The 19,895-nt window shown below is 63.1% G+C and carries 21 protein-coding genes; 10 read left to right on the top strand and 11 right to left on the bottom strand.

All coding sequences use genetic code 11. The features are described 5' to 3' along the window. Window positions 1–3: 3 nt before the first annotated feature. Window positions 4–1,557 (bottom strand): trimethylamine methyltransferase family protein, encoded by a 1,554-nt coding sequence (locus AC3CCE_RS27980; RefSeq protein ID WP_352625967.1) that lies wholly within the window; start codon window positions 1,555–1,557, stop codon window positions 4–6. After that, a complete protein-coding gene (locus tag AC3CCE_RS27975; protein ID WP_352625966.1) occupies window positions 1,547–1,846 on the bottom strand; it encodes a glycine cleavage T C-terminal barrel domain-containing protein in 300 nt (99 codons plus the stop codon). The genes AC3CCE_RS27980 and AC3CCE_RS27975 overlap by 11 nt, the downstream gene beginning before the upstream one ends. A gap of 127 nt (window positions 1,847–1,973) precedes the next feature. Here AC3CCE_RS27975 and AC3CCE_RS27970 point away from each other — a divergent pair, with 127 nt between their 5' ends. The 4 genes from AC3CCE_RS27970 (at window position 1,974) to AC3CCE_RS27955 (ending at window position 6,738) form a co-directional block, all read left to right on the top strand. Further along, window positions 1,974–4,133 (top strand): transglycosylase domain-containing protein, encoded by a 2,160-nt coding sequence (locus tag AC3CCE_RS27970; protein WP_488377232.1) that lies wholly within the window; start codon window positions 1,974–1,976, stop codon window positions 4,131–4,133. Between the two features lie 73 nt (window positions 4,134–4,206). Further along, window positions 4,207–4,791: a DUF1214 domain-containing protein gene (locus AC3CCE_RS27965; RefSeq protein WP_023670163.1), complete on the top strand. Its 585-nt coding sequence runs from the start codon at window positions 4,207–4,209 to the stop codon at window positions 4,789–4,791. Continuing rightward, window positions 4,784–5,332 carry a DUF1254 domain-containing protein gene (locus AC3CCE_RS27960; RefSeq protein WP_023732034.1) on the top strand — a complete coding sequence of 183 codons (549 nt, stop codon included), beginning with the start codon at window positions 4,784–4,786 and terminating at the stop codon, window positions 5,330–5,332. Before AC3CCE_RS27965 ends, AC3CCE_RS27960 begins: the two co-directional genes overlap by 8 nt. Window positions 5,333–5,727: 395 nt before the next feature. Then, window positions 5,728–6,738, top strand: a complete 1,011-nt coding sequence (locus AC3CCE_RS27955) for a hypothetical protein (RefSeq protein WP_488377231.1) — start codon at window positions 5,728–5,730, stop codon at window positions 6,736–6,738. On the opposite strand, the gene AC3CCE_RS27950 is transcribed toward AC3CCE_RS27955, so the two are convergent. From AC3CCE_RS27950 to AC3CCE_RS27940, 3 genes are all read right to left on the bottom strand, one after another. After that, window positions 6,725–7,072: a DUF1491 family protein gene (locus AC3CCE_RS27950; RefSeq protein ID WP_023698568.1), complete on the bottom strand. Its 348-nt coding sequence runs from the start codon at window positions 7,070–7,072 to the stop codon at window positions 6,725–6,727. The genes AC3CCE_RS27955 and AC3CCE_RS27950 overlap by 14 nt on opposite strands. A 76-nt stretch (window positions 7,073–7,148) precedes the next feature. Beyond that, window positions 7,149–7,937, bottom strand: a complete 789-nt coding sequence (locus AC3CCE_RS27945) for a peptidoglycan-binding domain-containing protein (RefSeq protein WP_023705444.1) — start codon at window positions 7,935–7,937, stop codon at window positions 7,149–7,151. Next, window positions 7,912–9,657 (bottom strand): PAS domain-containing sensor histidine kinase, encoded by a 1,746-nt coding sequence (locus tag AC3CCE_RS27940; protein ID WP_488377246.1) that lies wholly within the window; start codon window positions 9,655–9,657, stop codon window positions 7,912–7,914. Before AC3CCE_RS27940 ends, AC3CCE_RS27945 begins: the two co-directional genes overlap by 26 nt. Before the next feature lie 532 nt (window positions 9,658–10,189). On the opposite strand from AC3CCE_RS27940, the gene AC3CCE_RS27935 reads away from it, so the two are divergent. Next, window positions 10,190–10,558, top strand: coding sequence for a DUF5330 domain-containing protein (locus tag AC3CCE_RS27935; RefSeq protein ID WP_023684546.1), 369 nt, complete (start codon window positions 10,190–10,192; stop codon window positions 10,556–10,558). Between the two features lie 116 nt (window positions 10,559–10,674). Continuing rightward, on the top strand, window positions 10,675–11,103 hold the full coding sequence (locus AC3CCE_RS27930; protein WP_023673679.1) for a SufE family protein: 429 nt from the start codon (window positions 10,675–10,677) through the stop codon (window positions 11,101–11,103). Between the two features lie 126 nt (window positions 11,104–11,229). Here AC3CCE_RS27930 and AC3CCE_RS27925 read toward each other — a convergent pair whose 3' ends face one another. Both AC3CCE_RS27925 and AC3CCE_RS27920 read right to left on the bottom strand, forming a co-directional pair. Further along, a complete protein-coding gene (locus AC3CCE_RS27925) occupies window positions 11,230–11,655 on the bottom strand; it encodes a Ros/MucR family transcriptional regulator (protein ID WP_023727649.1) in 426 nt (141 codons plus the stop codon). Window positions 11,656–12,067: 412 nt separating this feature from the next. After that, window positions 12,068–12,442 carry an SH3 domain-containing protein gene (locus AC3CCE_RS27920; protein ID WP_023702200.1) on the bottom strand — a complete coding sequence of 125 codons (375 nt, stop codon included), beginning with the start codon at window positions 12,440–12,442 and terminating at the stop codon, window positions 12,068–12,070. A 114-nt stretch (window positions 12,443–12,556) separates the two neighbouring features. Between AC3CCE_RS27920 and AC3CCE_RS27915 the strand changes: the two genes are divergently transcribed. The 3 genes from AC3CCE_RS27915 (at window position 12,557) to AC3CCE_RS27905 (ending at window position 15,886) form a co-directional block, all read left to right on the top strand. Further along, window positions 12,557–14,728 (top strand): S9 family peptidase, encoded by a 2,172-nt coding sequence (locus AC3CCE_RS27915; protein ID WP_023819207.1) that lies wholly within the window; start codon window positions 12,557–12,559, stop codon window positions 14,726–14,728. Continuing rightward, the gene (locus AC3CCE_RS27910; protein ID WP_023692796.1) at window positions 14,725–15,351 is read left to right on the top strand and encodes a LysE family translocator; all 627 of its coding nucleotides are present in this window, start codon (window positions 14,725–14,727) and stop codon (window positions 15,349–15,351) included. The genes AC3CCE_RS27915 and AC3CCE_RS27910 overlap by 4 nt, the downstream gene beginning before the upstream one ends. A 145-nt stretch (window positions 15,352–15,496) precedes the next feature. Next, window positions 15,497–15,886: an SET domain-containing protein gene (locus AC3CCE_RS27905; protein WP_023673684.1), complete on the top strand. Its 390-nt coding sequence runs from the start codon at window positions 15,497–15,499 to the stop codon at window positions 15,884–15,886. A gap of 20 nt (window positions 15,887–15,906) precedes the next feature. Here AC3CCE_RS27905 and AC3CCE_RS27900 read toward each other — a convergent pair whose 3' ends face one another. From AC3CCE_RS27900 to AC3CCE_RS27885, 4 genes are all read right to left on the bottom strand, one after another. After that, on the bottom strand, window positions 15,907–16,857 hold the full coding sequence (locus AC3CCE_RS27900; RefSeq protein ID WP_023754809.1) for a cytochrome c: 951 nt from the start codon (window positions 16,855–16,857) through the stop codon (window positions 15,907–15,909). Window positions 16,858–16,866: 9 nt separating this feature from the next. Further along, window positions 16,867–17,304, bottom strand: a complete 438-nt coding sequence (locus tag AC3CCE_RS27895) for a c-type cytochrome (protein ID WP_023684552.1) — start codon at window positions 17,302–17,304, stop codon at window positions 16,867–16,869. Window positions 17,305–17,464: 160 nt separating this feature from the next. Then, window positions 17,465–18,067, bottom strand: coding sequence for a superoxide dismutase (locus AC3CCE_RS27890; protein WP_023742667.1), 603 nt, complete (start codon window positions 18,065–18,067; stop codon window positions 17,465–17,467). A 105-nt stretch (window positions 18,068–18,172) separates the two neighbouring features. Beyond that, window positions 18,173–19,051, bottom strand: a complete 879-nt coding sequence (locus tag AC3CCE_RS27885) for a branched-chain amino acid aminotransferase (RefSeq protein ID WP_023742668.1) — start codon at window positions 19,049–19,051, stop codon at window positions 18,173–18,175. A gap of 168 nt (window positions 19,052–19,219) precedes the next feature. Here AC3CCE_RS27885 and AC3CCE_RS27880 point away from each other — a divergent pair, with 168 nt between their 5' ends. Further along, a complete protein-coding gene (locus AC3CCE_RS27880; RefSeq protein WP_352512376.1) occupies window positions 19,220–19,882 on the top strand; it encodes a haloacid dehalogenase type II in 663 nt (220 codons plus the stop codon). Window positions 19,883–19,895 lie beyond the last annotated feature (13 nt).

The raw sequence follows: 19,895 nt of genomic DNA, 5'->3' as shown, positions 1-19,895 counted from the left end.
ACCTCACGACATCGGCAACGCTCCGCCCTCTTCGGTGCGGCGGGCAATGAACTCGTCGAGCACATCGGATGTGGCAACGGCCGACGCCGGCGGCTGGAAGTCGGCCAGCGTCCGCTTCCAGATGCCGGTGGCGCGCTCGGTGGCCGACTTCGAACCGGACTGCGTCCAGCTGCCGAAATTCGACCAGTCGGCGACCAGCGGCTCGTAGAAGGCGGTGCGGTAGCGCGTCATGGTGTGGCCGGCGGAGAAGAAATGCCCGCCCGGCTGGACTTCGGCGATCGCCTCGAAGCCGATCGAATCCTTGTCGCCGGGGGTCGTAGCACAGAGTTCGGCAACCGTCTGCAATGCCTCGATATCGGTGATCAGCTTCTCGTAGGAGACGCTGAGGCCACCCTCCAGCCAGCCCGCGGCATGGATGCAGACGGTGGCGCCGGCAAGCACCGAGCCCCACAGCGCGAACTGCGTCTCGTGCGCCGCCTGCACATCGGAAATGTTGGCCGCACTGCCGCCGCCGGACCGCCAAGGCAGGCCGGTGAAGCGGGCCAACTGACCGGCGCCCAGCGTCGCCTTGACGTGCTCGGGCGTGCCGAAGGCCGGTGCGCCGGACTTCATGTCCACATTGGAGGAGAAGGATCCGTAAACCACCGGTGCGCCCGGCCGCACCATCTGCGCCAGCGCGAGACCAGCCAGCGCCTCGGCATGCTGCAGCGTCAATGCGCCGGCGACGGTGATCGGCGCCATGGCGCCGGCCAGGCAGAAGGGCGTGATGATGGACACCTGGCCGGCCTTGGCGAAGTCGATGATGCCTTGCGCCATCGGGATATCGAGCTGGCGCGGCGAATTGGTGTTGATGACGGTATAGCAATGGACGCCGGCCAGGAACTCGTCCTGCGAGAGGCCGCGCGCCAACCGGATCATCTCGAACCCGTCCTCGACCTGCGGCGTGCCACGGGCGAAGACGAAGGGAAACTTGTCCGACAGGGTCAGCTGCGCACGGTTGACGGCATAGTGGCGCAAACGGTTGTCGACATCCTGAGGCTCGATCCAGGGGCCGAGCATATGCAGCACGTCGAAATTCTGAACAAGCTTGGTCAGTTCTTCGAAAGCGGCGAGCGTGCCCGGACGCCGTCCGCGTTCGAGATCGGTGACGTTGGGCGCCCCGGCTCCGGCGAGGAACGTCATCGAGCCGAGCTCCAGCATGAGATCGCGGCTACGGTTGCCCGCCAGCGCCCGGATGGATTTCGGCGCCGAGGCCAGTGCGGCGGTGACGACATCGCGGCCGATGCGCACCATCTGGCTGTCCTCATCGACCAGCGCACCGGCTTTGGCGTAGATCGCCCGTGCCTCCGGCGGCAGCACCTTGATGCCGAGCTCTTCCAGCACGCGCAACGCCGTGCCGTGGATGGCCGCGACCTGGTCGTCCGAAAACACCGGCTGCGGCAGGAACGGGTTTTTGAGCGAGCGATAGTTCGGGTGGCGGCTTGACCCGCTGCCGGCCTCGCCGGTGTGCCCGCGCCGGCGCTCGCGCCTGGTCTCCCTTATGACGTCATCGACCATGGCCAAAACTCCTCATTGCCGCATCGCCTTGCCCTCGGGCCGTATGGCGAGCCGGAATAATTCGCGCCGGCCGCTCGACGCCGCCGACAATGTGCACCCAAAGCGCGGTCCCCTCCCCGGCGAATTCGTCGTCCAGCAACGCCAGCGCGACGCTTTTGCCTATTGTGTAGCCATAGCCGCTTGAGGTGACGAATCCGACCCGCCGGCCCTTGTGCCAGACTGGCTCGAAGCCACTGGCGTCGGCATCGACGGAGCAGAACTCCAGCGTCACGATGCGGGCGGCGCTCAACAAACCGTGCGGTGTGGCCTGGCTGCCCTTGTGAGCCGGGCTGAAATGGAAGAATAGTCTTCGCCGGGTATGCCCGCCCTGAAATTGCCCGCTTGCGGTTCTCAGGTGGGTTGGGTGAGTTTCGGGAATGGCCAGTCCTTTAGAACGACGTCCAAGACGAAGAGGTCCGATCGCCGCCGCACTGCTGGCGGTGGACGCGTGGATCGATTCCTCGCTCTACGAAATCGGCTTCAAGGCCGGCCAGTTCTGGGAATCGGCAACCATTTTTTCGCGGCGCTTCCGAGTCACCGGCTGGCGACGCGGCATCATCGAGGTGCTGAGCGAAGGTTTTACGATGGGCGCCGGCGGCGTCGTCGTGCTGCTCGCACTCGCGATGCCGGCCTTCCAGATCACCACTGGCGACTGGCGCAGTCAGGGCGATTTCGCCGTCACCTTCCTCGACCGCTACGGCAACGAGATTGGCCAGCGCGGCATCATCCAGCGCGATTCCGTGCCTGTCGACGAGATGCCGGACCATGTCATCAAAGCAGTGCTGGCGACCGAGGACCGGCGCTTCTTCGAGCACTACGGCATCGACGTGCTAGGCCTGTCGCGCGCCATCTTCGAGAATGTGCGGGCCAATTCCGTCGTCCAGGGCGGCTCCAGCATCACCCAGCAGCTGGCCAAGAACCTGTTCCTGTCGAATGAGCGGACCTTCCAACGCAAGATCAAGGAAGCCTTCCTGTCGCTGTGGCTGGAGGCCAATCTGTCGAAGAAGGAGATCCTGCAGCTTTATCTCGACCGCGCCTATATGGGCGGCGGCACGTTCGGCATCGAGGCGGCGGCGGATTTCTATTTCGGCAAGAGCGTCAAGGATCTGAACCTCGCCGAGGCGGCGATGCTGGCCGGCCTGTTCAAGGCGCCGACCAAATACGCCCCGCACATCAACCTGCCCGCCGCCCGTGCTCGCGCCAATGTGGTGCTGTCGAACCTCGTCGATTCCGGTTTCATGACCGAAGGCCAGGTGCTGCAGGCAAGGCTGCATCCAGCCGAGATCGTCGACCGCGGCGAGCAGAAGAGCCCGGACTATTACCTCGACTGGGCCTTCGATGAGGTCAAGAAGATCGCCAAGCCCGGCCAGCATTCGCTGGTCGCCCACACCACTTTCGACGCCAACATCCAGAAAGCGGCGGAGGAATCCGTCGAATTCCATCTCCGCCAGTTCGGCAAGGAATACAACGTCACCGAGGGCGCCGTTGTGGTGATCGAGACCAATGGCGCGGTGCGCGCCATTGTCGGCGGCCGCGACTATGGCGCAAGCCAGTTCAACCGCGCCACCAAGGCGCTGCGCCAGACCGGCTCCTCGTTCAAACCTTACGTCTACGCCACCGCCATGGAGCACGGGTTCACCCCGGACTCCGTCGTCTCAGGCGGGCCGATCAGCTGGGGCGGCTGGTCACCGCACAATTACAATGGTGGCTCGGCCGGCAACGTGACGCTGATCACGGCGATCGCCAAATCGATCAACACCGTGCCGGTACGGCTGGCCAAGGACTATCTCGGCATCGGCCCGATCAAGGCGATGGCCGAATCATTCGGCGTGGAATTGCCGCTGGAGTCGCACAAGACCATGGTGCTCGGCACATCGGGCATGACGGTCATGGACCAGGCGACGGGCTACAGCGTGTTCGCGCAGAACGGCTTCGCCGGCTCGCGGCACGGCATCACCCAGCTCGTCACCCGCACCGGCGATGTCGTCTACGACTTTGCCAAGGATGCGCCGGCGCCGCATCGGGTTCTGTCGGAACAGGCTCTGAAATACATGAACACCATGCTGGCTGCGGTGCCGGCGATCGGCACCGCGCGGCGCGCGCAACTGCCCAACATCGTCGTCGCCGGCAAGACGGGGACGACGCAATCCTACCGCGACGCCTGGTTCGTCGGCTTCACCGGCAATTACACGGCTGCCGTCTGGCTCGGCAATGACGACTTCACCCCGACCCGCAACATGACCGGCGGCACGCTGCCGGCGATGGTGTGGCAGCGGCTGATGGTCTACGCGCACCAGAATATCGACCTGAAGCCGATCCCCGGCCTAGACAAACCCTTCGTCGACGAAGAGATCGCGGCCAAGGCCGAGGAAGCGGAGAAGAAAAATGCCGATCAGGCAGCAGCGGATGCCGCGGCCGAGCGCCCGGCGGTGCTGTCCAGCCGCACGACACAGACGCTGCGCGAGATGACCAAGGTGTTCCAGACAGCGCCCGTGCTCGGCTCGCCGCAGACACCGGAGACCCTGTCGGCGCTTTGATTCCACAGCGCTGCTTGCTCTGTGGCCTGCCCCGCTATATCCCCGAACGATAATTCTCTCGTCCCGGTTCTTCATGCTCAAGACCGCCTTTTTCACGCTGCTTTCGCTTGCCATAGCCATCGGCCTCGGCGGCGGCAGCGTCTGGTATGCGCTGCAGGCGCAGAGCGGCGTCGGCGCGATCAGCATCGGCCAATGGACCGCCTTCCCCGAGATCGGCACGCAAGATGCCGACCCCTATTCGAAGGCGCGCGTGGCGCGCGAGGGCGTGCTGGCGCTCGGCAAGGCGGAAGGCTTGTCCTTCATCGCCGAACGCGATGCGGCCGGCGATGAGCTTCAGCGGCAATGCGACTACAGGATCGAAGGCAGTTTCCCGACCGCCCGGTTCTGGACGCTCTATGCCGCGGATCAATCGCTCGGCGTGGTCGACACCGGCAAACCGAGGCTGGCGGCGCTGCAATCCTACCAGGTGCTGCGTCAGCCCGACAATTCGGTGATCATCGCCGTCGGCAACCGTCCGGCCCCCGGCAACTGGCTTCTGACCGAAGGTTTTGGCCGGATGTATTTCGTGCTCACCTTCTACGACACGCCGATTGCCTCAAGCACCGGCCTTTCCGACGTGTCGCTGCCCCGGATCGTCAAGGCTGGCTGCAATGCGTAGGTTGCTGCACGCCATCCTGCTCGGCCTGCTCGGCGCCGGCATCGTCCACATCGTGGTGCTTTTGCTGGTGCCGGAATTTACCGAGCGCGATGCCTGGTCACGGCTGGCGATGGCGTCCGACCTCTACAAGATGACCAGGCTGGATGCCGAGGCGGGCGGCGCGCCGGTGGTGAAGTCGGTGGATCCGCTGTTTTACGCCGCCGCCTGCCGCTTCGACCTTGCCGAAGGCATGGTGCGGATCAAGGCGCCGGGCAGCGTGCCGTTCTGGTCGGTGTCGGTCTATGACCGCAACGGCCACAATTTCTATTCATTCAACGACCGCACGGCGACCGGCAACAAGCTGGACACCGTGGTGCTGACGCCGGCACAGATGATCGACGTGCGCAGGGAGCTTCCCGAAGACCTGCAAGGGGCGATCTTCGTCGAGGCGCCGATCGAGGAAGGCATCTTCGTCATCCGCGCCTTCGTGCCTGACGACAGCTGGAAGCCGGTTGTGTCGCAGTTCCTGGACCAGAGCTCCTGCGAACTGCAGGACTACTGACCTCAGCCCGACGACCAGCAAACTCAGTGGTGCGGAACAGGCGTCCGTGGTGTGCCCGGCTTGTCCGCCGGTCGCGCCTGGCCCGCCAATGGCGGATGCTCGTAGCGGACGCCGGGAAAAATGATCACCGCCGCCGGCGTACCGGTGTCCTGAACTGCTCGATTGACTGGTGCCGATCGCGGCACGAAAGACAGTACCATGCCCATGGTTCGCGTATTCCTCTCGGTTGCCCCGGAGCACAACGCAACGCCTCCAAATGTGATTAAGGCCGGCAGAGGGTTAACGGAGCGCTAACGGATCGCGGCTAATTTGATGTTTGTTCCAGGCCTCACGCGAAACCGACACAGTTGCGGTTGAGCAGGTCCGGGTTGTGTCGAGTGTCGGGCGTATCTTCCGTGTCAGCTTCGGATTTCAGGCAAATCGCCATACGGACGGAATCGGGAAAAGCCGAAAGGCTGTTTCGCGCCGCCGTGTCGGCGTTCTGCTCGCTGACCCGCCCGTCGCGCCGCGAGATCGCCCAGCTCGAGGATCTGACGCTGCCGCTGTTCGACAGCGTGCCGGTCGAATTGCGCCGCTATGTCGCCGCCGCCCTGTCCGAATGCGAATATGCGCCGGCCGCCCTGGTGCGGCGGCTTTGCGAGGAGCCGGTCGATGTCTGCGCCCCCTTGCTGGTCCGTTCGCGGGCGCTGGGCGACATCGACCTGATCGCGTTGATCGGCCGCCACGGCCTGCCGCATGCGCGCGCCATTGCCCGCCGCAAGGATTTGAACCCGACCATCGCGCAGTTGATCAAGGCGCTGGAAAAGCCGACCTTGGTGCGCGTGCGGCAGCCCGAGCCGATCGCCGACGTGGCGGGCAACGGTGCCGAAGCCACTGCCGCCGCTCCCAGCGCACCAAAACTGCCCGGCAGCGCCGCCGAAACCGCCAGGCGCCGCCTGCGCTCGATGATGCTCGCCGAGGGCGAGGCGACATCGGTCAATCCCTTCGCCGGCTCAGCAACTTACAGCAAGCTGCGCGAGACGGCGCTGACCGGCAACGCCGCCTTCTTTCAGACCGCGCTTGCCGACGCGCTCGACATCGACTTCTCGACGGCGCGGTCGCTGACCGAGCATTCGAGCTATGTCTCGCTGCTCGCCGCGCTGCGGGCGCTCGACCTCAGTGAGGACAGGGCATTCCTGATCGTGGTCGCGGTTTACCCCCGGGAGTTTCCGCACCCGCAGGCGATCCGCATCTTCCTCGACCGCTACCGGCTGCTGCACCACGAGGCGGCGCTCGACAAGGTGCGCGGCTGGAAGGCCGAAACATTGTCGCGAGCGGTGCGCGGCAACACCCCTGTCGCCGCGAATGGCGACCAAGCGCCGGACGTCGACAAAGCCAGCCTAGGGGCCAGCCTCAAGGCGTCTTGACGGAGAGAAGCTCCTCGACGGAAACCGTTCCGGCCTCGATCTCGACCACCCAGATGTCGGGATCGAATTTTTTCTCCCGCTCAAGCCTGGCGTCAAGCGCGGCGGCATCGTCGCCGGCGCCGAGCAGCGTGAAAAAGCGATCATCCGGTTTGTCCGAATCGTAGCTCGTCTGCGGCGCCGGGCCGAACAGGGAGACGTCGCCCAGCCTGCCGCGGGAGAGCACGAAGACAGCGCCGGCCTCGGTCGCGCCGCGCTTGACGACGGCCGCAAAGCCGCCGGCGCCGAAAACACGGCGCAGCAGGGCCGACACCCAAAACTCGGTGGTTACGCGCATGACGAAGCTCCGGAGGACATGCGCGGCGTCTTAGCCGGATTTTCGGCTATCCGCGAGCGGTCGTCTTGACCACCACTCAATTGGTCAGGCCGATCTCGCGCATCTTGACGTAGACGACCTCGTCGGGCTCGCCCGTTTCCGGCAGGCCGAACAGCGACTGGAATTCCTTGATCGCCGCCTTGGTGCGGGCGCCGACGACGCCGTCGAGCTGCATGTCGTCATTGCCGAATGCCTTCAGGCCGGCCTGGATCTTGACGATGCGGGCATCGGGCGCCTGGGCGGATACCGACGCTGAAACCGGGATGGGCGCAGGCGCGGCCTCGGGCGCGGCGACGGGAGCAGCGGCCATATCCACGGGCCTCGGCACAGGATGCGGGATGCCAGCCGTGGTCTGCTTGGCGCCGAGCTGGTCGAGCAGCACAGCATCGATCTCGCCGGACGCCGGCAGGCCAACCTTCTGCTGGTAGGCCTGGATCGCCTTTTGGGTATTCGGCCCGGAAATGCCGTCGACCGTTCCCGTGTAGAAATCGAGATCCTTCAGGATGCCCTGGACCTGCTCGACGGTCGGGTCGCTTTTGACCGGTGCCGGGCCGGGCCGCAGGATGTTGATGGTGGTTTCGGGTTCGTCCGCGCCGGGGTGCGGAAAACCCTCGATGCTGCGGGTGGCGAAGAAGGCGCCGGCATGCGGAAACGGCTGGTACCACAGCGCGTTGGCGGAAACGTAGAACAGCGTCACCAGGAAGGCGGTCGACCCGCCGACCAGGACCGGATTGCGCGAGATCGCGCCGCCGAGCGCAATCGCGCCGGCCTCGAACGCGCCGCTGCGGCGCTTGACCGCCTTAGGCTGTTTTGCGGAGCGAGCCATTCCTGTCCCCTTTCGCGTCGCCTTTCGTCCTGGTCGCGGGCATCGGCAGCACGCCGTTCCTGTCGGTCGCGCTCCTCTTCGGCCCGTTCACCGGCAGGCTGATCGTGACCGTCGTCCCCTCGCCCGGCATGCTTTCGATCGACATCGTGCCGTCGTGCAGCGCCACCAGGCCCTTGACCAGCGACAGGCCGAGCCCGGTGCCCTCGAAGCGGCGCGTATAGTCGTTCTGGATCTGCATGAACGGCTTGCCGAGATTGACAAAATCTTCCTCGGCGATGCCGATGCCGGTGTCCCTGACCCAGAAATGCAGCCGCGAGCCGATCCGCTTGGCGCCGACGACGACATTGCCGCCATCGGGCGTGAACTTGACCGCATTGGAGACGAGGTTGATCAGGATCTGCTGCACGGCACGACGGTCGGCATTGATCTCCCCGGCGTCCGGCGCAATCTGCGCCTGGAGACCGATGTTCTTGGCATTCGCCTGCAGCTGCATCATCGACTGGCACATCTCGACCGCTTCGATGAATTGGAACGGTTCGGGCTCGGTCGCGTAGGCGCCGGCCTCGATCCTCGAGACATCAAGGATGGAGGTGACGACGGCAAGCAGATGCTGGCCCGACTCCTTCACCAGGCCGACATACTCCTTCTGGCGCGGGTCCTTGAAGCCGCCGAACATCTCATGCAGCAGCATGTCGGAAAAACCGATGATGGCGTTGAGCGGCGTCCGAAGCTCATGGCTGACGACCGCCAGGAAGCGGCCCTTTGCCACCTCGGCCGACGCTGCGGCCTCATTGGCGGCAGCAAGCTCGTCGCGCAATTCGGCAGTCTCGTCGTTCTCGCGCAGCAGCAGAGTGAAGGTCTCCTGCTGCTCTTCGGCACGCATCAGTTCGAGCTGAAATGGCCGGTAATTGTCGGCCGTCGAGGCGCTGCCGTCCTGCGGCAGCCTTACCCGAAGATCGAGCCGGCGCGCCAGGGCGCCATCGCGCATGTCGGCAAGCGCGCTGAGATAAGCGACGCGATCGGACAGGTGGATGCGGTCGAACAGCCCGGCGCCGAAAAGCAGTTCCGGGGGCAGCTTCAGGATGGTGCGCGCCTTGGCTGAGGCATCCAGGACCTCGCCATGCCGGGCGACATGCAGGACAACGGCGTCGATCATGTCTTCAAGGCGGTCGTTTGGAAGCAGCGCGGGCTGCGCGCGTGCGGCATCGCCTAGGGCTGCGAGCCGGGGAAACAGCGTCAGGCCCCAGGCGAGCGGCAGCAGCCAGTGCCACGCCGCGACTTGCGCCCCGCCGAGCGGGACGACAGAGGCGACAAAGGGCTGCAGCAGCATTGCGGCCAAGGCCGAGAGGCCGCCCCAAAGTGCCGCGCGCTTTGAACCGCCGATCCACCAGGCCTCGAATGGCAGTGCCAGGGCCAGCAGCGCAACCGGCGACGCCAGGCCGCCTGCTGCCGCGACGGCGCCGGCAAGGGCAAGACCGCCGGCGGCAAGGGCAACCTGGGCTGCCAGCGTCATCTTACCCGACGCCGCCACCAGCAAGGCGGCGAACCAGCAAAGACCGAAGGCGGCGAAAATGGTTGCGACGGTGACGGCGGCGCCCATGCCCGAGGTGACCAGTGTCACCGCCGCACCGGCGGCGAAGAACGGAGCGGCAAGCATGATGCCGATGAACCGGCGCTGGCGCAGGCGATCGCCCTGGCCGATGATGGCCGGATGGACCATGCGTTCGCAACCGGCCGCCAGCGCGCCAGGCAGTTCAATATATCTGGCAGTTGTCAAACTCAACGCACTCGCACCCGGTCGTGACTGCCCCTGCTTTGCAGGTCGCTTTTGCTTGTTTGAAACTCGCATCCAGCGTTTAAGGAATGAATAAGGCTGACCGGAACAACGAGCGCGCTGCGGCAAAAATTGGAGCGCCGGCACCGGAATGCACCGCCATTTGTGGCCATAGTAAACGGAGCGTTATGTGCAAAGGGCGTGCCCGTGGCTGCGAAACCCTGAGCCGGCATGCCTGCTCTTCTGAAGATATCCATGCGCAACAATCGCTTAGATGGTTACTGCAAGGTTAAGAAAATTGTCGGCATTTGAGGCTAATGCACTGCAAAACGCCTCGCTTCGAATTTGCCTAAAATTTGAGGAAAATTTTCGCTGAGCAGGAAAGCCGTCCTTTGCGCCTCATGTGCCATTGTGGCTGATATAAAGAGGTCATTGCGCATGGACGCATGATCCGGTCATTGGACGAGAGGGCAGATCGATGGGCTTTTTGATAAGAATGGCGTTCTGGTTTTCGCTGGTGTTGCTGGCGCTGCCGCTGACCGTCGGCCCCGACGAGGATGGCCGCGAGAGCGTCGGGCCGTTCCAGGCGCTTTTTGCGGCGCGCGAAGCGGTCGGCGACATCGCCGGCATTTGCGAGCGTAAGCCGGACGTCTGCGAAACCGGCAAGTCGGCGATGCATACGATCAGCGCCCGGGCCAAGGAAACCGCCAAGATCGCCGCCGCCATGCTGGACGACAAGAGCGCCGAGACCTCGCCCGATACATCGCTGGCCACCGGCAGCGTCGCCAAGGACATCGTGCTGCCGGCGACAGTCAACATACCTGCCAAGCTGGTGGCGAAGAACTAAACACCGTTTCAGCTGTATCTACAGCGACGCCGCAGGCCGGTCGGACCTCTCGATGCCTGCGGTGCTTTTCTTCTTTTTCCGTGACGCCGCAGCCGCGGATGACTATATCCCGAGCAATGGCCACGACGATCCAGACGATCCGCGACGACTTCTCCCTGCTCGACGAGTGGGAAGACCGCTATCGCTATGTCATCGAGCTCGGCGAAGCGCTGCCGCCATTTCCCGACGCCGAACGCAACGCCGCCAACAAGGTGCCGGGCTGCGTCAGCCAGGTCTGGCTGACCACGAGCCGAGCGCCGGGCGCCGATCCGGTCATCACCTTCACAGGCGATTCAGACGCTCATATCGTGCGCGGTCTGGTCGCCATCATGCTCGCGCTGTTTTCGGGACGGACTGCCAGCCAGATCCTTGAAACGGACGCCGAGGCGACGCTGAGGTCGCTTGGCCTCGACGAACATCTGTCGCCGCAGCGGGCCAATGGCCTGCGCTCGATGGTCAAGCGCGTCAAGCGGGACGCCGAGATGGCTCTCAAGCAGACTGCTTGATTGCTCTATCTTCTCTTCTTTCGACGCAATTCCAAGGGAAAGCGCTCGGCAGTTTTCCTGGAATTGTTCTAGGAACAAAAACGGCGCCGTAAGGGGCGCCGTTGATCTTGTCCATTGGAGCCGGTGTTACCGCCCCTTGCGCTTGCGGCCGAGGCCCATCTTCTTGGCCAGCTGCGAACGGGCAGCGGCATAGTTGGGGGCAACCATCGGATAGCTGGCGTCGAGATTCCACTTCTCGCGGTATTCATCGGGCGTCAGACCGTAATGGGTCATCAGGTGGCGCTTCAGCGACTTGAACTTCTTGCCATCTTCAAGGCAGACGATGTAATCGTCATGAACAGAGCGCTTCGGGTTTACCGCAGGCTTCTGCTTGTCGGCCAGAGGCTGTTCGCTTGCTCCGCCCACGCGCCCGAGAGCGGCATGGACATCAGCGATAAGGTTCGGCAATTCGCCGACCGGCACGGGATTGTTGCTGACATAGGCTGCCACCACATCGGCGGTCAGCTCGATCAGCGCATCGCTATTTCTGGAAGGTGTTTCGACGATATCCATGGTTTAGGCCCCAACGAAGGATGTTTCTGTTTGCGCCCTTTTTGGAAGATCGGGCATGGCGCGAATTTCACGCGGGAAGAGCTTCATGGATTCGCGTCCGGGCATCTTAATGAGCCCACAGACAAAGTAAGTCAATTCGCATCTTGCGCTATATTCAACGATATTCATCGAATAGTCGCTCTTCAGCTTCAATCTTTCGTGCACTCTGTAACTTCGCGATATTTTCTGGTCGGACCAGGACTAGCATGACGTAAGGTCACACCACCGCTAAATCAGCAAGGACTCATAAAGTGGGCAGCGATGCTTGGTCTATGCTTCGAGGTTTGGGCGGCTGATTGTCGGATTCGTACCAAACCGCAAGTTGCAAAGCGTTGGCGAAACACGCCGAAGAAGATCTTCGGTCTGACCGGATTCAATACGGCGTGAGGTATTTTCCATAGACCCAGCCACTAACAAAACCACCATTTTGCGCCGGGTCGTGCCAAACTTGACACCATTGATAGCGAATTGCCTGTTTCTGTTTCCAGTGCGGCTGGCCGGCGATCTCCAGAAGATTCAAGCCGCCGGTGCACTTGCCGGTCATCTGCAGGATCGTCCCGTTGGGATAGGCGGCCTGCTTCTGCGAGGTGCCGGACGGATATTTGCGAACGTTGAGCGTGTCGCCGAACGGCACGCCAGCCACTTGCCAAGCGGCGAACGCGGTTGCATGAGACTGGCCGGTGAAAGCCAGAACGGTCGAAGCGACGACGGCGAGAGCCGCAGCGGTGTTGATATGGAAATTCATCATCCTCTCCTTTTGGCTCATCTCCCGAGCCCGCCGCAACCAATACATCCCGGCCCTTGAACCCGCGCTGATCGGCGTGTTCATTTGCCATTCAAGTAATTTCTTCAGTGAGACGCAATGACCAAGACCTCAGCTTTTCCGACCGCCAGCCCGCCGAGCCCCGAGAAACACCCCGTCTTCGACACGCACCACGGCATTACCCGCACAGATGACTATGCCTGGCTGAGGGCCGAGAACTGGCAGGCGATGTTCAGGGACCCTTCCCTGCTTGAGGGCCGCATCCGCGCCCATCTCGAAGCCGAAAACGCCTATCAAGCAGTGCTTATGGCCGATACGCTAGAGCTTCGGAAGCAGCTGTTCGGCGAGATGAAGGGGCGCATCAAGGAAGATGATTCGACGGTGCCGATGAAGGATGGCCCCTATGCTTACGGCTCATCCTTCAAGCTTGGCGGCGAACAGCCCCGCTATTTCCGCATGCCGCGCGATGGCGGCGATGAGCAGATCCTGCTCGATGGCGACGCGGAAGCCGAGGGCAAGCCCTATTTCCGCCTCGGCGGCGTCGACCATTCGGCCGATCACCGCAAGCTGTTGTGGGCGTTCGACGACAAGGGCTCTGAATTCTTCACACTTCGCGTGCGCGATCTCACCAGCGGCAAGGAACTGAGCGACCAGATCGAGGCCACCAGTGGTGGCGGCGTCTGGAATGCCGCCGATGACGGCTTCTTCTACACAAGGCTCGACGACAATCATCGCCCGTCCAAGGTGCTGTTCCACGCGCTCGGCGGCAGCCCCCTTAATGACCGGCTGATTTATGAGGAAACCGATCCCGGCTTCTTCATGGATGTCGGCGGCACGCGCTCCAACGAATGGATCATGATCGGGATCAACGATCACGAAACCTCGGAATATCACCTGATGCGCGCCGATGAGCCTTTCGCCGAGCCAAAGCTGGTGGCAAAGCGCGAGACTGGCCTGCAATATGATCTGGAAGAAGGCGGCGACATCTTCTTCGTCCTCACCAATGCCGACGGCGCCAAGGACTTCAAGATCATGACGGCGCCGGCTAATGACCCGGTTCGCGCCAATTGGGAAGAGCTGGTGGCGCACGAGCCAGGCCGGCTGATCCTGTCGGTGGTCGGCTTCAGGGATCATATGGTCAGGCTCGAGCGCAAGGAAGGGCTGCCGCGCATCGTCGTTCGCGATCGCCGCAGCGGCGAGGAGCATCTGATCTCGTTCGACGAAGAGGCGTTCTCGCTCGGCCTGTCGGGGTCCTATGAATACGACACCGAGATCATGCGCTTCACCTATTCGTCGATGACGACCCCGGCGCAGGTCTTCGACTACAATATGCGCAGCCGCGAGCGTGTGCTGCTGAAGACCCAGGAAGTGCCGTCCGGTCACAATCCGGATCATTATGTCACGCGCCGGTTGATGGCGCCGGCCGCCGATGGCGAACTGGTGCCGGTCTCGCTGCTGCACCACCGCGACACGCCGCTCGATGGCTCCGCACCGTGCCTGCTTTACGGCTACGGCTCTTACGGCATTGCCATTCCGGCGGCGTTCAACACCAACTGGTTCTCGCTGGTCGACCGTGGCTTTGTCTTTGCCATCGCCCATGTCCGCGGCGGCAAGGACAAGGGCTATGGCTGGTATGACGACGGCAAACGGGCGCACAAGATGAACACGTTCACCGATTTCATCGCCGTCGCGCAGCATCTCGTCGCCGAGCGTTACACCCATCACGACCGCATCGTCGCGCAAGGCGGCTCGGCCGGCGGCATGCTGATGGGTGCGATCGCCAACATGGCGCCGCAAAATTTCGGCGCCATCGTTGCCGAGGTTCCCTTTGTCGACGTGCTGACCACGATGCTCGACGCAAGCTTGCCGCTGACGCCGCCGGAGTGGCCGGAATGGGGCAACCCGATCGGGTCGGCGGAAGATTACAATACCATCGCCGCCTACTCGCCCTATGACAATGTTGCCGATCACGACTACCCGCCGATCCTGGCGCTGGCCGGCCTCACCGATCCGCGCGTCACCTATTGGGAGCCGGCCAAATGGGTGGCGCGGCTGCGCGAGCGCAAGAGCGGCGACAATCCGGTGCTGTTCAAGATCAACATGGATTCCGGCCATGCCGGCGCGTCGGGCCGGTTCTCCAGGCTGGAGGAGATCGCCTACACCTATTCCTTTGCGCTCAAGGTGACTGGCAAGGCCGAACCCGAGGTTACGGGCAAGCCCGAACCTGAGGTGACGGGCAAGGCTGAGAATGCAACGGAGGCGTCGCAATGATCGATCTATCCACCTTGACGGCTTACATAGCGGTTGTGCTTGGCTTTGTGTTTATTCCAGGCCCAGCCACGCTTTTGACGGTCGCGCGAGCGACGAGTTCCGGAACCAGGGTTGGCGTCGCGACGGGCGCGGGCGTCGCGGCTGGCGATGTGTTCCATACCATCATGGCGATGGTCGGCATTTCGGCGATCATCGCCACTTCGGCAACGCTGTTCAGCGTCGTAAAATACATCGGCGCGGCGTATCTCGTTTACCTCGGCATCCGCGCAATCATCGAGAGAATACCGGCCGACCCTACTGCCGGCGCACTCGCGATCTCCGCCAGCAAGGCGTTTCGTCAAGCTGTCCTGACCGAAGTGCTTAATCCAAAGACGGCGCTTTTCTTCCTCGCCTTCCTGCCCCAGTTCGTGCGGCCTGAAAACGGATCGGTGATGCTCCAGCTGATGACGCTGGGCATAATCTTTGTTCTGCTCGGCCTTTTCAGCACAGTCGTCTTTGCCGTGAGTGCGGGCCGGCTCGGCACGTTCCTGCGCCGCAATCCGTCGGTGGTGAAATGGCAAGGCAAGGTGGTTGGCGGCATCTACTGCGCGTTAGGCGTTCGTCTGGCCTTGCAGCAGCGCTGATGTCGAAGCGAAAAGCGCGCCCGTCGAGGCGCGCCGGTCGTCACTTTTTGAATTCCGGGCTGCTCATTTTCACTCGCATTTGCAATGGCTGCGCGCTACCCATGCGCGCCACCTTCCAGACCATGACATACGCAAAGGGGCCACTATGTTGCTCGTCGACACCTATCTCGAGAAATCACCGATCCAGGGCATCGGGGTTTTCGCCAGGAACCACATTGCCAAGGGCACGCTGGTCTGGAAGCTCGACCCCAGATTCGACCGGATCATCGACGTCGAGACCTATGAAGGCGAGAGCGGCCCGGTGAAGAACTATCTCGACCGTTATTCCTATCCAGACCGCCGGGATCCGAACTACATCGTCTTCGAAGCCGACGACGCCCGCTACATGAACCATGACGACGAACCGAATTGCGATGTCTCCTCGCCCGAGGAAACCTATGCCTTGCGCGACATCGCACCCGGCGAGGAACTGACCTGCAATTACAGCCATTTCTTCGAGACGGGCTTCGACTTCCTCGGCGATCGCCACCTGTAGATCGCCACCTGTAGCCGGGATCACTTGGCCGGCTTGCTGCGCACCGGGTAGCCGTTGGGATGCGGCGGCACCGCCTTGAGATAGGCGGCTATCGCCGCGCGATCTCCCGGCGGCAGTTCGGCCATGTTGCGCTGCACGTCGACCATGGCGCCGCCTACCGAGTCGAAATCGGGGGTAAAACCGGTTTCGAGATAGTTGGCGATGTCGGCTTCCGACCAGTCACCGAGCCCGCCCTCGCCCGATGTGATGTTCGGCACGACGCCGCTGCCTTCGGCTGCCGACGCGCCAGCCAGCCACTGGCTCTTCCTAGTGGCGCCGGTGAAGTCGCGCGGCGTGTGGCATTCGCCGCAATGGCCAGGCCCCTCGACCAGATAGCGGCCGGCGAGTACCGGATCAGGCGTGCCATCGGCAAAGGCAATCACCGGCTCCTTGCTGAGATAGAGCCGCTTCCACAGGCCGAGGCCGCGGCGGATGTTGAAGGGGAAACTCAGGGAATTGTCCGGCGCCTTGCCGGCGACCGCCGGCAGCGTCTTCAGGAACGCATAGAGATCGGCAATATCAGCCGGCTTCATGCGGGCGTAGGATGCGTAGGGGAAGGCCGGATAGAAATGCTCGCCCGACGGCGACACGCCCTTCAGCATGGCGTTGGCAAGGTCCTCGACCGTCCAGGCGCCGATGCCGTCCTTGGGATCCTGCGAGATGTTGGGCGGCACGAAGGTGCCGAACGGCGTCTTGAGCTCGAGGCCGCCGACCAGTTGCAAACGGGCGTCACCCTGCGAGCCTGGCTTGGCGTGACAGGAGGTGCAGCCGCCGGCATTGAAAATGCGCTTGCCCCTGGCGGCGTCGCCGGGGCCGAGCTGCGCCAGGGTGTCAGTGTCGAGCTTGACCGGCGCCGACAACAGCCAGCCGGCGCCGGCACCGACGACACCCAGGACAAGGGCGGCGCCGACAAATTTTTTCCACAAGGGCATTGACCGGGATCAGCTCTTCTTCACCCGATAGGTCTTGTGGCAGGTGCCGCAATCACTGCCGAGCGTATCGATCTGCGCCTTCAGCGCATCGACATCGGCGGGTGCGGCGGCGACTGCGGCCTTGACGTCGGCGAGGTACTTGTCTTCGGTCGATTTGAAGCCCGCCATGTCTTTCCAGATTTTGGGCGAGGCGGTGGTATCACCGCTGTCGCTGCCGGCCGGGAACAGCGTGTCGACATCGAACTTTTCCGCGTTGACCTGCAGCGCCTGCAGCGCCGTCAGCACGGCGGCGGCATCGAAGTCCGCTTCGCCCTTGGCGATCTTCGACAGGCCGCCGACAATCTTGCCGCGTTCCTTCATCAGTCCCTGTCGGTCGAGGATCGGGTCGGCAAAAGCCGCCGAGGCGGCGAGGCTGAGCATAGAGATGGCGATAACAAGCTTTCTCATTCAATTGGCTCCAGGATGATGAGGGGTCGCGACCTAACGTTAACGGAGGGCGGGCCGGGATTATTCCCTGTCCGCCGGCCGGATTCTGCCGAATTTCCGTGTGCCTGCTGCTTCAGCTGAGAAAGAAAAGCCCCGGAGTACCGGGGCTTCTCTGGGTCGATCAGGCTTTCGCCTCTTCGTACATTTCAAGGACATGGTCCCAGTTGATGAGGCTGTCGACGAAGGCCTCGAGATATTTCGGCCGCGCGTTGCGGTAGTCGATGTAATAGGAATGTTCCCAGACATCGACGCCGAGGATCGGCGATGCGCCTTGGACGAGCGGGTTCTCGCCGTTCGGCGTCTTGGATATCGCCAGCTTGCCGTCCTTGACCGAGACCCAGGCCCAGCCCGAACCGAACTGCGTGGTGCCGGCGGCGATGAAGTCGGCCTTGAACTTGTCGTAGCCGCCGAGGTCGGCGTCGAAAGCCTTCTGCAGGGCGCCCGGAAGCTTGTTGCCGCCGCCGCCCTTCTTCATCCACTTCCAGAAATGGATGTGGTTGTAGTGCTGGGCTGCGTTGTTGAAGAGGCCGGCATTCTTGCCGAACGACTGCTTGACCACCTCTTCGACCGACAGATCGCCAAGGCCCGCTTCGGCGGCCAGCTTGTTGCCGTTGTCGACATAAGCCTTGTGGTGCTTGTCGTGGTGATACTCCAGCGTCTCCTTCGACATGTAAGGCTGCAAGGCCTCGTAGTCGTAGGGCAAGGCGGGCAATTCAAAAGCCATCGGTCATACTCCTCATGGAAAAATCCGGTGCGGATACCGGATTAAGATAGGGCTGCATTGATCTGGAACAACTCCGGAATGAAGCGCCAATTGCCTTTTAGCGGCTCAACCGGCGGAAGTCGAATGCGCCCATTCCCAATAAAGGTCGCGCGCTTTCTTGGCCACCGGCCCGGGCTGCAGATCGCGGTCCTCGATGCGGGTGATCGGCACGACCTTGGAATGATTTCCGGTCGAAAAGATCTCATCGGCTTCGAGAAAGTCGCGCACCGACAGCATCTTCTCCGTGGTCTTGAAGCCGTAATCGCCAAGCAGCGTCATGGTGCGCGAGCGGGTGATGCCGGACAGGAAGGTGCCGTTGGGCGCCGGCGTCAACACGTGGCTGTCCTTGACCAGGAAGATGTTCGAGGTTCCGGTCTCGGCGACATTGCCCAGCATGTCCAGCACCAGCGCATTGTCGAAGCCGCGTCCCTTCGCTTCGAGGATGGCGCGGCCATTGTTGGGATAGAGGCAGCCGGCCTTGGCATTGGTCGGCATGGTCTCGATCGTCGGCCGCCGGAACGGCGACACGGTGATCGAAAAGCCGGTCGGCGAGATCATCGGCGATTCGTAGAGGCAGAGGCAGAAACGGGTCGAGGCCGGATCGGCCGGCACGCCCATGTAGCCGCCATGCTCGGCCCAGTACATCGGCCTGATGTAGACCGCTGTCTTGCCGTCGAACTTCTTCAGCCCGGCCCAGGTCAGTCCAACAATCTCATCGGCGCTCATCGACGGCGCGAGGCCGAGCGCGGTCGCCGATGCGTTCACCCTAGCGGCATGCAGCTCGAGATCGGGGGCGACGCCTTCGAACCAGCGGGCGCCGTCGAAGACGCTGGTGCCGAGCCACATGGCGTGGCTGCGCGGACCCAGAATGGCAACGTTGCCTTCGTACCAGTCGCCGTCGACGAAGGTCCATGTCGCCGAGAGCGCCGCAGTCGCCAGTGTCATTGTTCGGTTCCGCTTCAAAGCTGCCTGTGCCAAGCATTGGAAGATGCTTTGACCGGCGCCGTCAACCGGCATGGAGCGGTTTTTGTTGAGGCCAGAGCGCCCCAAGAAAGCGACCAAGACTACAATCGATGCTTGCACCTTGCGCCGCCTGCCCTCAAAACTGTCGCCATGCATTACGCGGCTTACGTTTTCGACGCCTATGGCACGTTGTTCGACGTGCACGCAGCCGTGCGCCGTCATGACGGCGAGATCGGCCCCGACGGCCCGCTGCTTTCGGAAATCTGGCGCGCCAAGCAGCTGGAATATTCCTGGGTGCGCACGCTGATGGGCGGCTATGCCGATTTCTGGCAGCTCACCGAACAGGCGCTCGATTTCGCCCTGCTCAAGGTTCCCTCCGCCGACAAGGGACTGAAGGCCAAGCTGCTCGAAGCCTATTGGCGGCTCGACTGCTATCCGGAAGTGCCGGCCGTGCTCAAGGCGCTGAAAGCATCCGGCGCCAAGCTCGCAATCCTGTCCAACGGCTCGCCCGAGATGCTGGAAGCGGCGGTCAAGTCGGCCGCCCTCGACCAGGTGCTGGACGATATCTTTTCGGTCGACGCCGTCAGGCGCTTCAAGACCGACCCGTCGACCTACGACATGGTGGCGACGGGCTGGCGACTCTATCCGGGCGCCGTCTCGTTCCAGTCGTCCAACCGCTGGGACGTCGCCGGCGCCACTAAATTCGGCTTTCGCACCGTATGGATCAACCGCGCCAACCAGCCCGAGGAATACCGGGATTTCCCGCCGGCGCTGATCCTGCCGTCGCTTGAAGGCCTGGTGACCGGCGGCTGATCCCTCTGTTGCC

It is taken from the genome of Mesorhizobium sp. P160187 (assembly GCF_057766425.1).
This window is presented reverse-complemented; position numbering and strand designations above follow the sequence as displayed.

Bases quoted from the DNA above. Each gene is read 5' to 3' on its own strand.
- AC3CCE_RS27980 (WP_352625967.1), bottom strand. From the start codon at position 1,557: ATGGTCGATGACGTCATAAGGGAGACCAGGCGCGAGCGCCGGCGCGGG.
- AC3CCE_RS27970 (WP_488377232.1), top strand. From the start codon at position 1,974: ATGGCCAGTCCTTTAGAACGACGTCCAAGACGAAGAGGTCCGATCGCC.
- AC3CCE_RS27965 (WP_023670163.1), top strand. From the start codon at position 4,207: ATGCTCAAGACCGCCTTTTTCACGCTGCTTTCGCTTGCCATAGCCATC.
- AC3CCE_RS27960 (WP_023732034.1), top strand. From the start codon at position 4,784: ATGCGTAGGTTGCTGCACGCCATCCTGCTCGGCCTGCTCGGCGCCGGC.
- AC3CCE_RS27950 (WP_023698568.1), bottom strand. From the start codon at position 7,072: ATGCGCGTAACCACCGAGTTTTGGGTGTCGGCCCTGCTGCGCCGTGTT.
- AC3CCE_RS27945 (WP_023705444.1), bottom strand. From the start codon at position 7,937: ATGGCTCGCTCCGCAAAACAGCCTAAGGCGGTCAAGCGCCGCAGCGGC.
- AC3CCE_RS27940 (WP_488377246.1), bottom strand. From the start codon at position 9,657: ATGGTCCATCCGGCCATCATCGGCCAGGGCGATCGCCTGCGCCAGCGC.
- AC3CCE_RS27935 (WP_023684546.1), top strand. From the start codon at position 10,190: ATGGGCTTTTTGATAAGAATGGCGTTCTGGTTTTCGCTGGTGTTGCTG.
- AC3CCE_RS27930 (WP_023673679.1), top strand. From the start codon at position 10,675: ATGGCCACGACGATCCAGACGATCCGCGACGACTTCTCCCTGCTCGAC.
- AC3CCE_RS27925 (WP_023727649.1), bottom strand. From the start codon at position 11,655: ATGGATATCGTCGAAACACCTTCCAGAAATAGCGATGCGCTGATCGAG.
- AC3CCE_RS27920 (WP_023702200.1), bottom strand. From the start codon at position 12,442: ATGATGAATTTCCATATCAACACCGCTGCGGCTCTCGCCGTCGTCGCT.
- AC3CCE_RS27915 (WP_023819207.1), top strand. From the start codon at position 12,557: ATGACCAAGACCTCAGCTTTTCCGACCGCCAGCCCGCCGAGCCCCGAG.
- AC3CCE_RS27910 (WP_023692796.1), top strand. From the start codon at position 14,725: ATGATCGATCTATCCACCTTGACGGCTTACATAGCGGTTGTGCTTGGC.
- AC3CCE_RS27905 (WP_023673684.1), top strand. From the start codon at position 15,497: ATGTTGCTCGTCGACACCTATCTCGAGAAATCACCGATCCAGGGCATC.
- AC3CCE_RS27900 (WP_023754809.1), bottom strand. From the start codon at position 16,857: ATGCCCTTGTGGAAAAAATTTGTCGGCGCCGCCCTTGTCCTGGGTGTC.
- AC3CCE_RS27895 (WP_023684552.1), bottom strand. From the start codon at position 17,304: ATGAGAAAGCTTGTTATCGCCATCTCTATGCTCAGCCTCGCCGCCTCG.
- AC3CCE_RS27890 (WP_023742667.1), bottom strand. From the start codon at position 18,067: ATGGCTTTTGAATTGCCCGCCTTGCCCTACGACTACGAGGCCTTGCAG.
- AC3CCE_RS27885 (WP_023742668.1), bottom strand. From the start codon at position 19,051: ATGACACTGGCGACTGCGGCGCTCTCGGCGACATGGACCTTCGTCGAC.
- AC3CCE_RS27880 (WP_352512376.1), top strand. From the start codon at position 19,220: ATGCATTACGCGGCTTACGTTTTCGACGCCTATGGCACGTTGTTCGAC.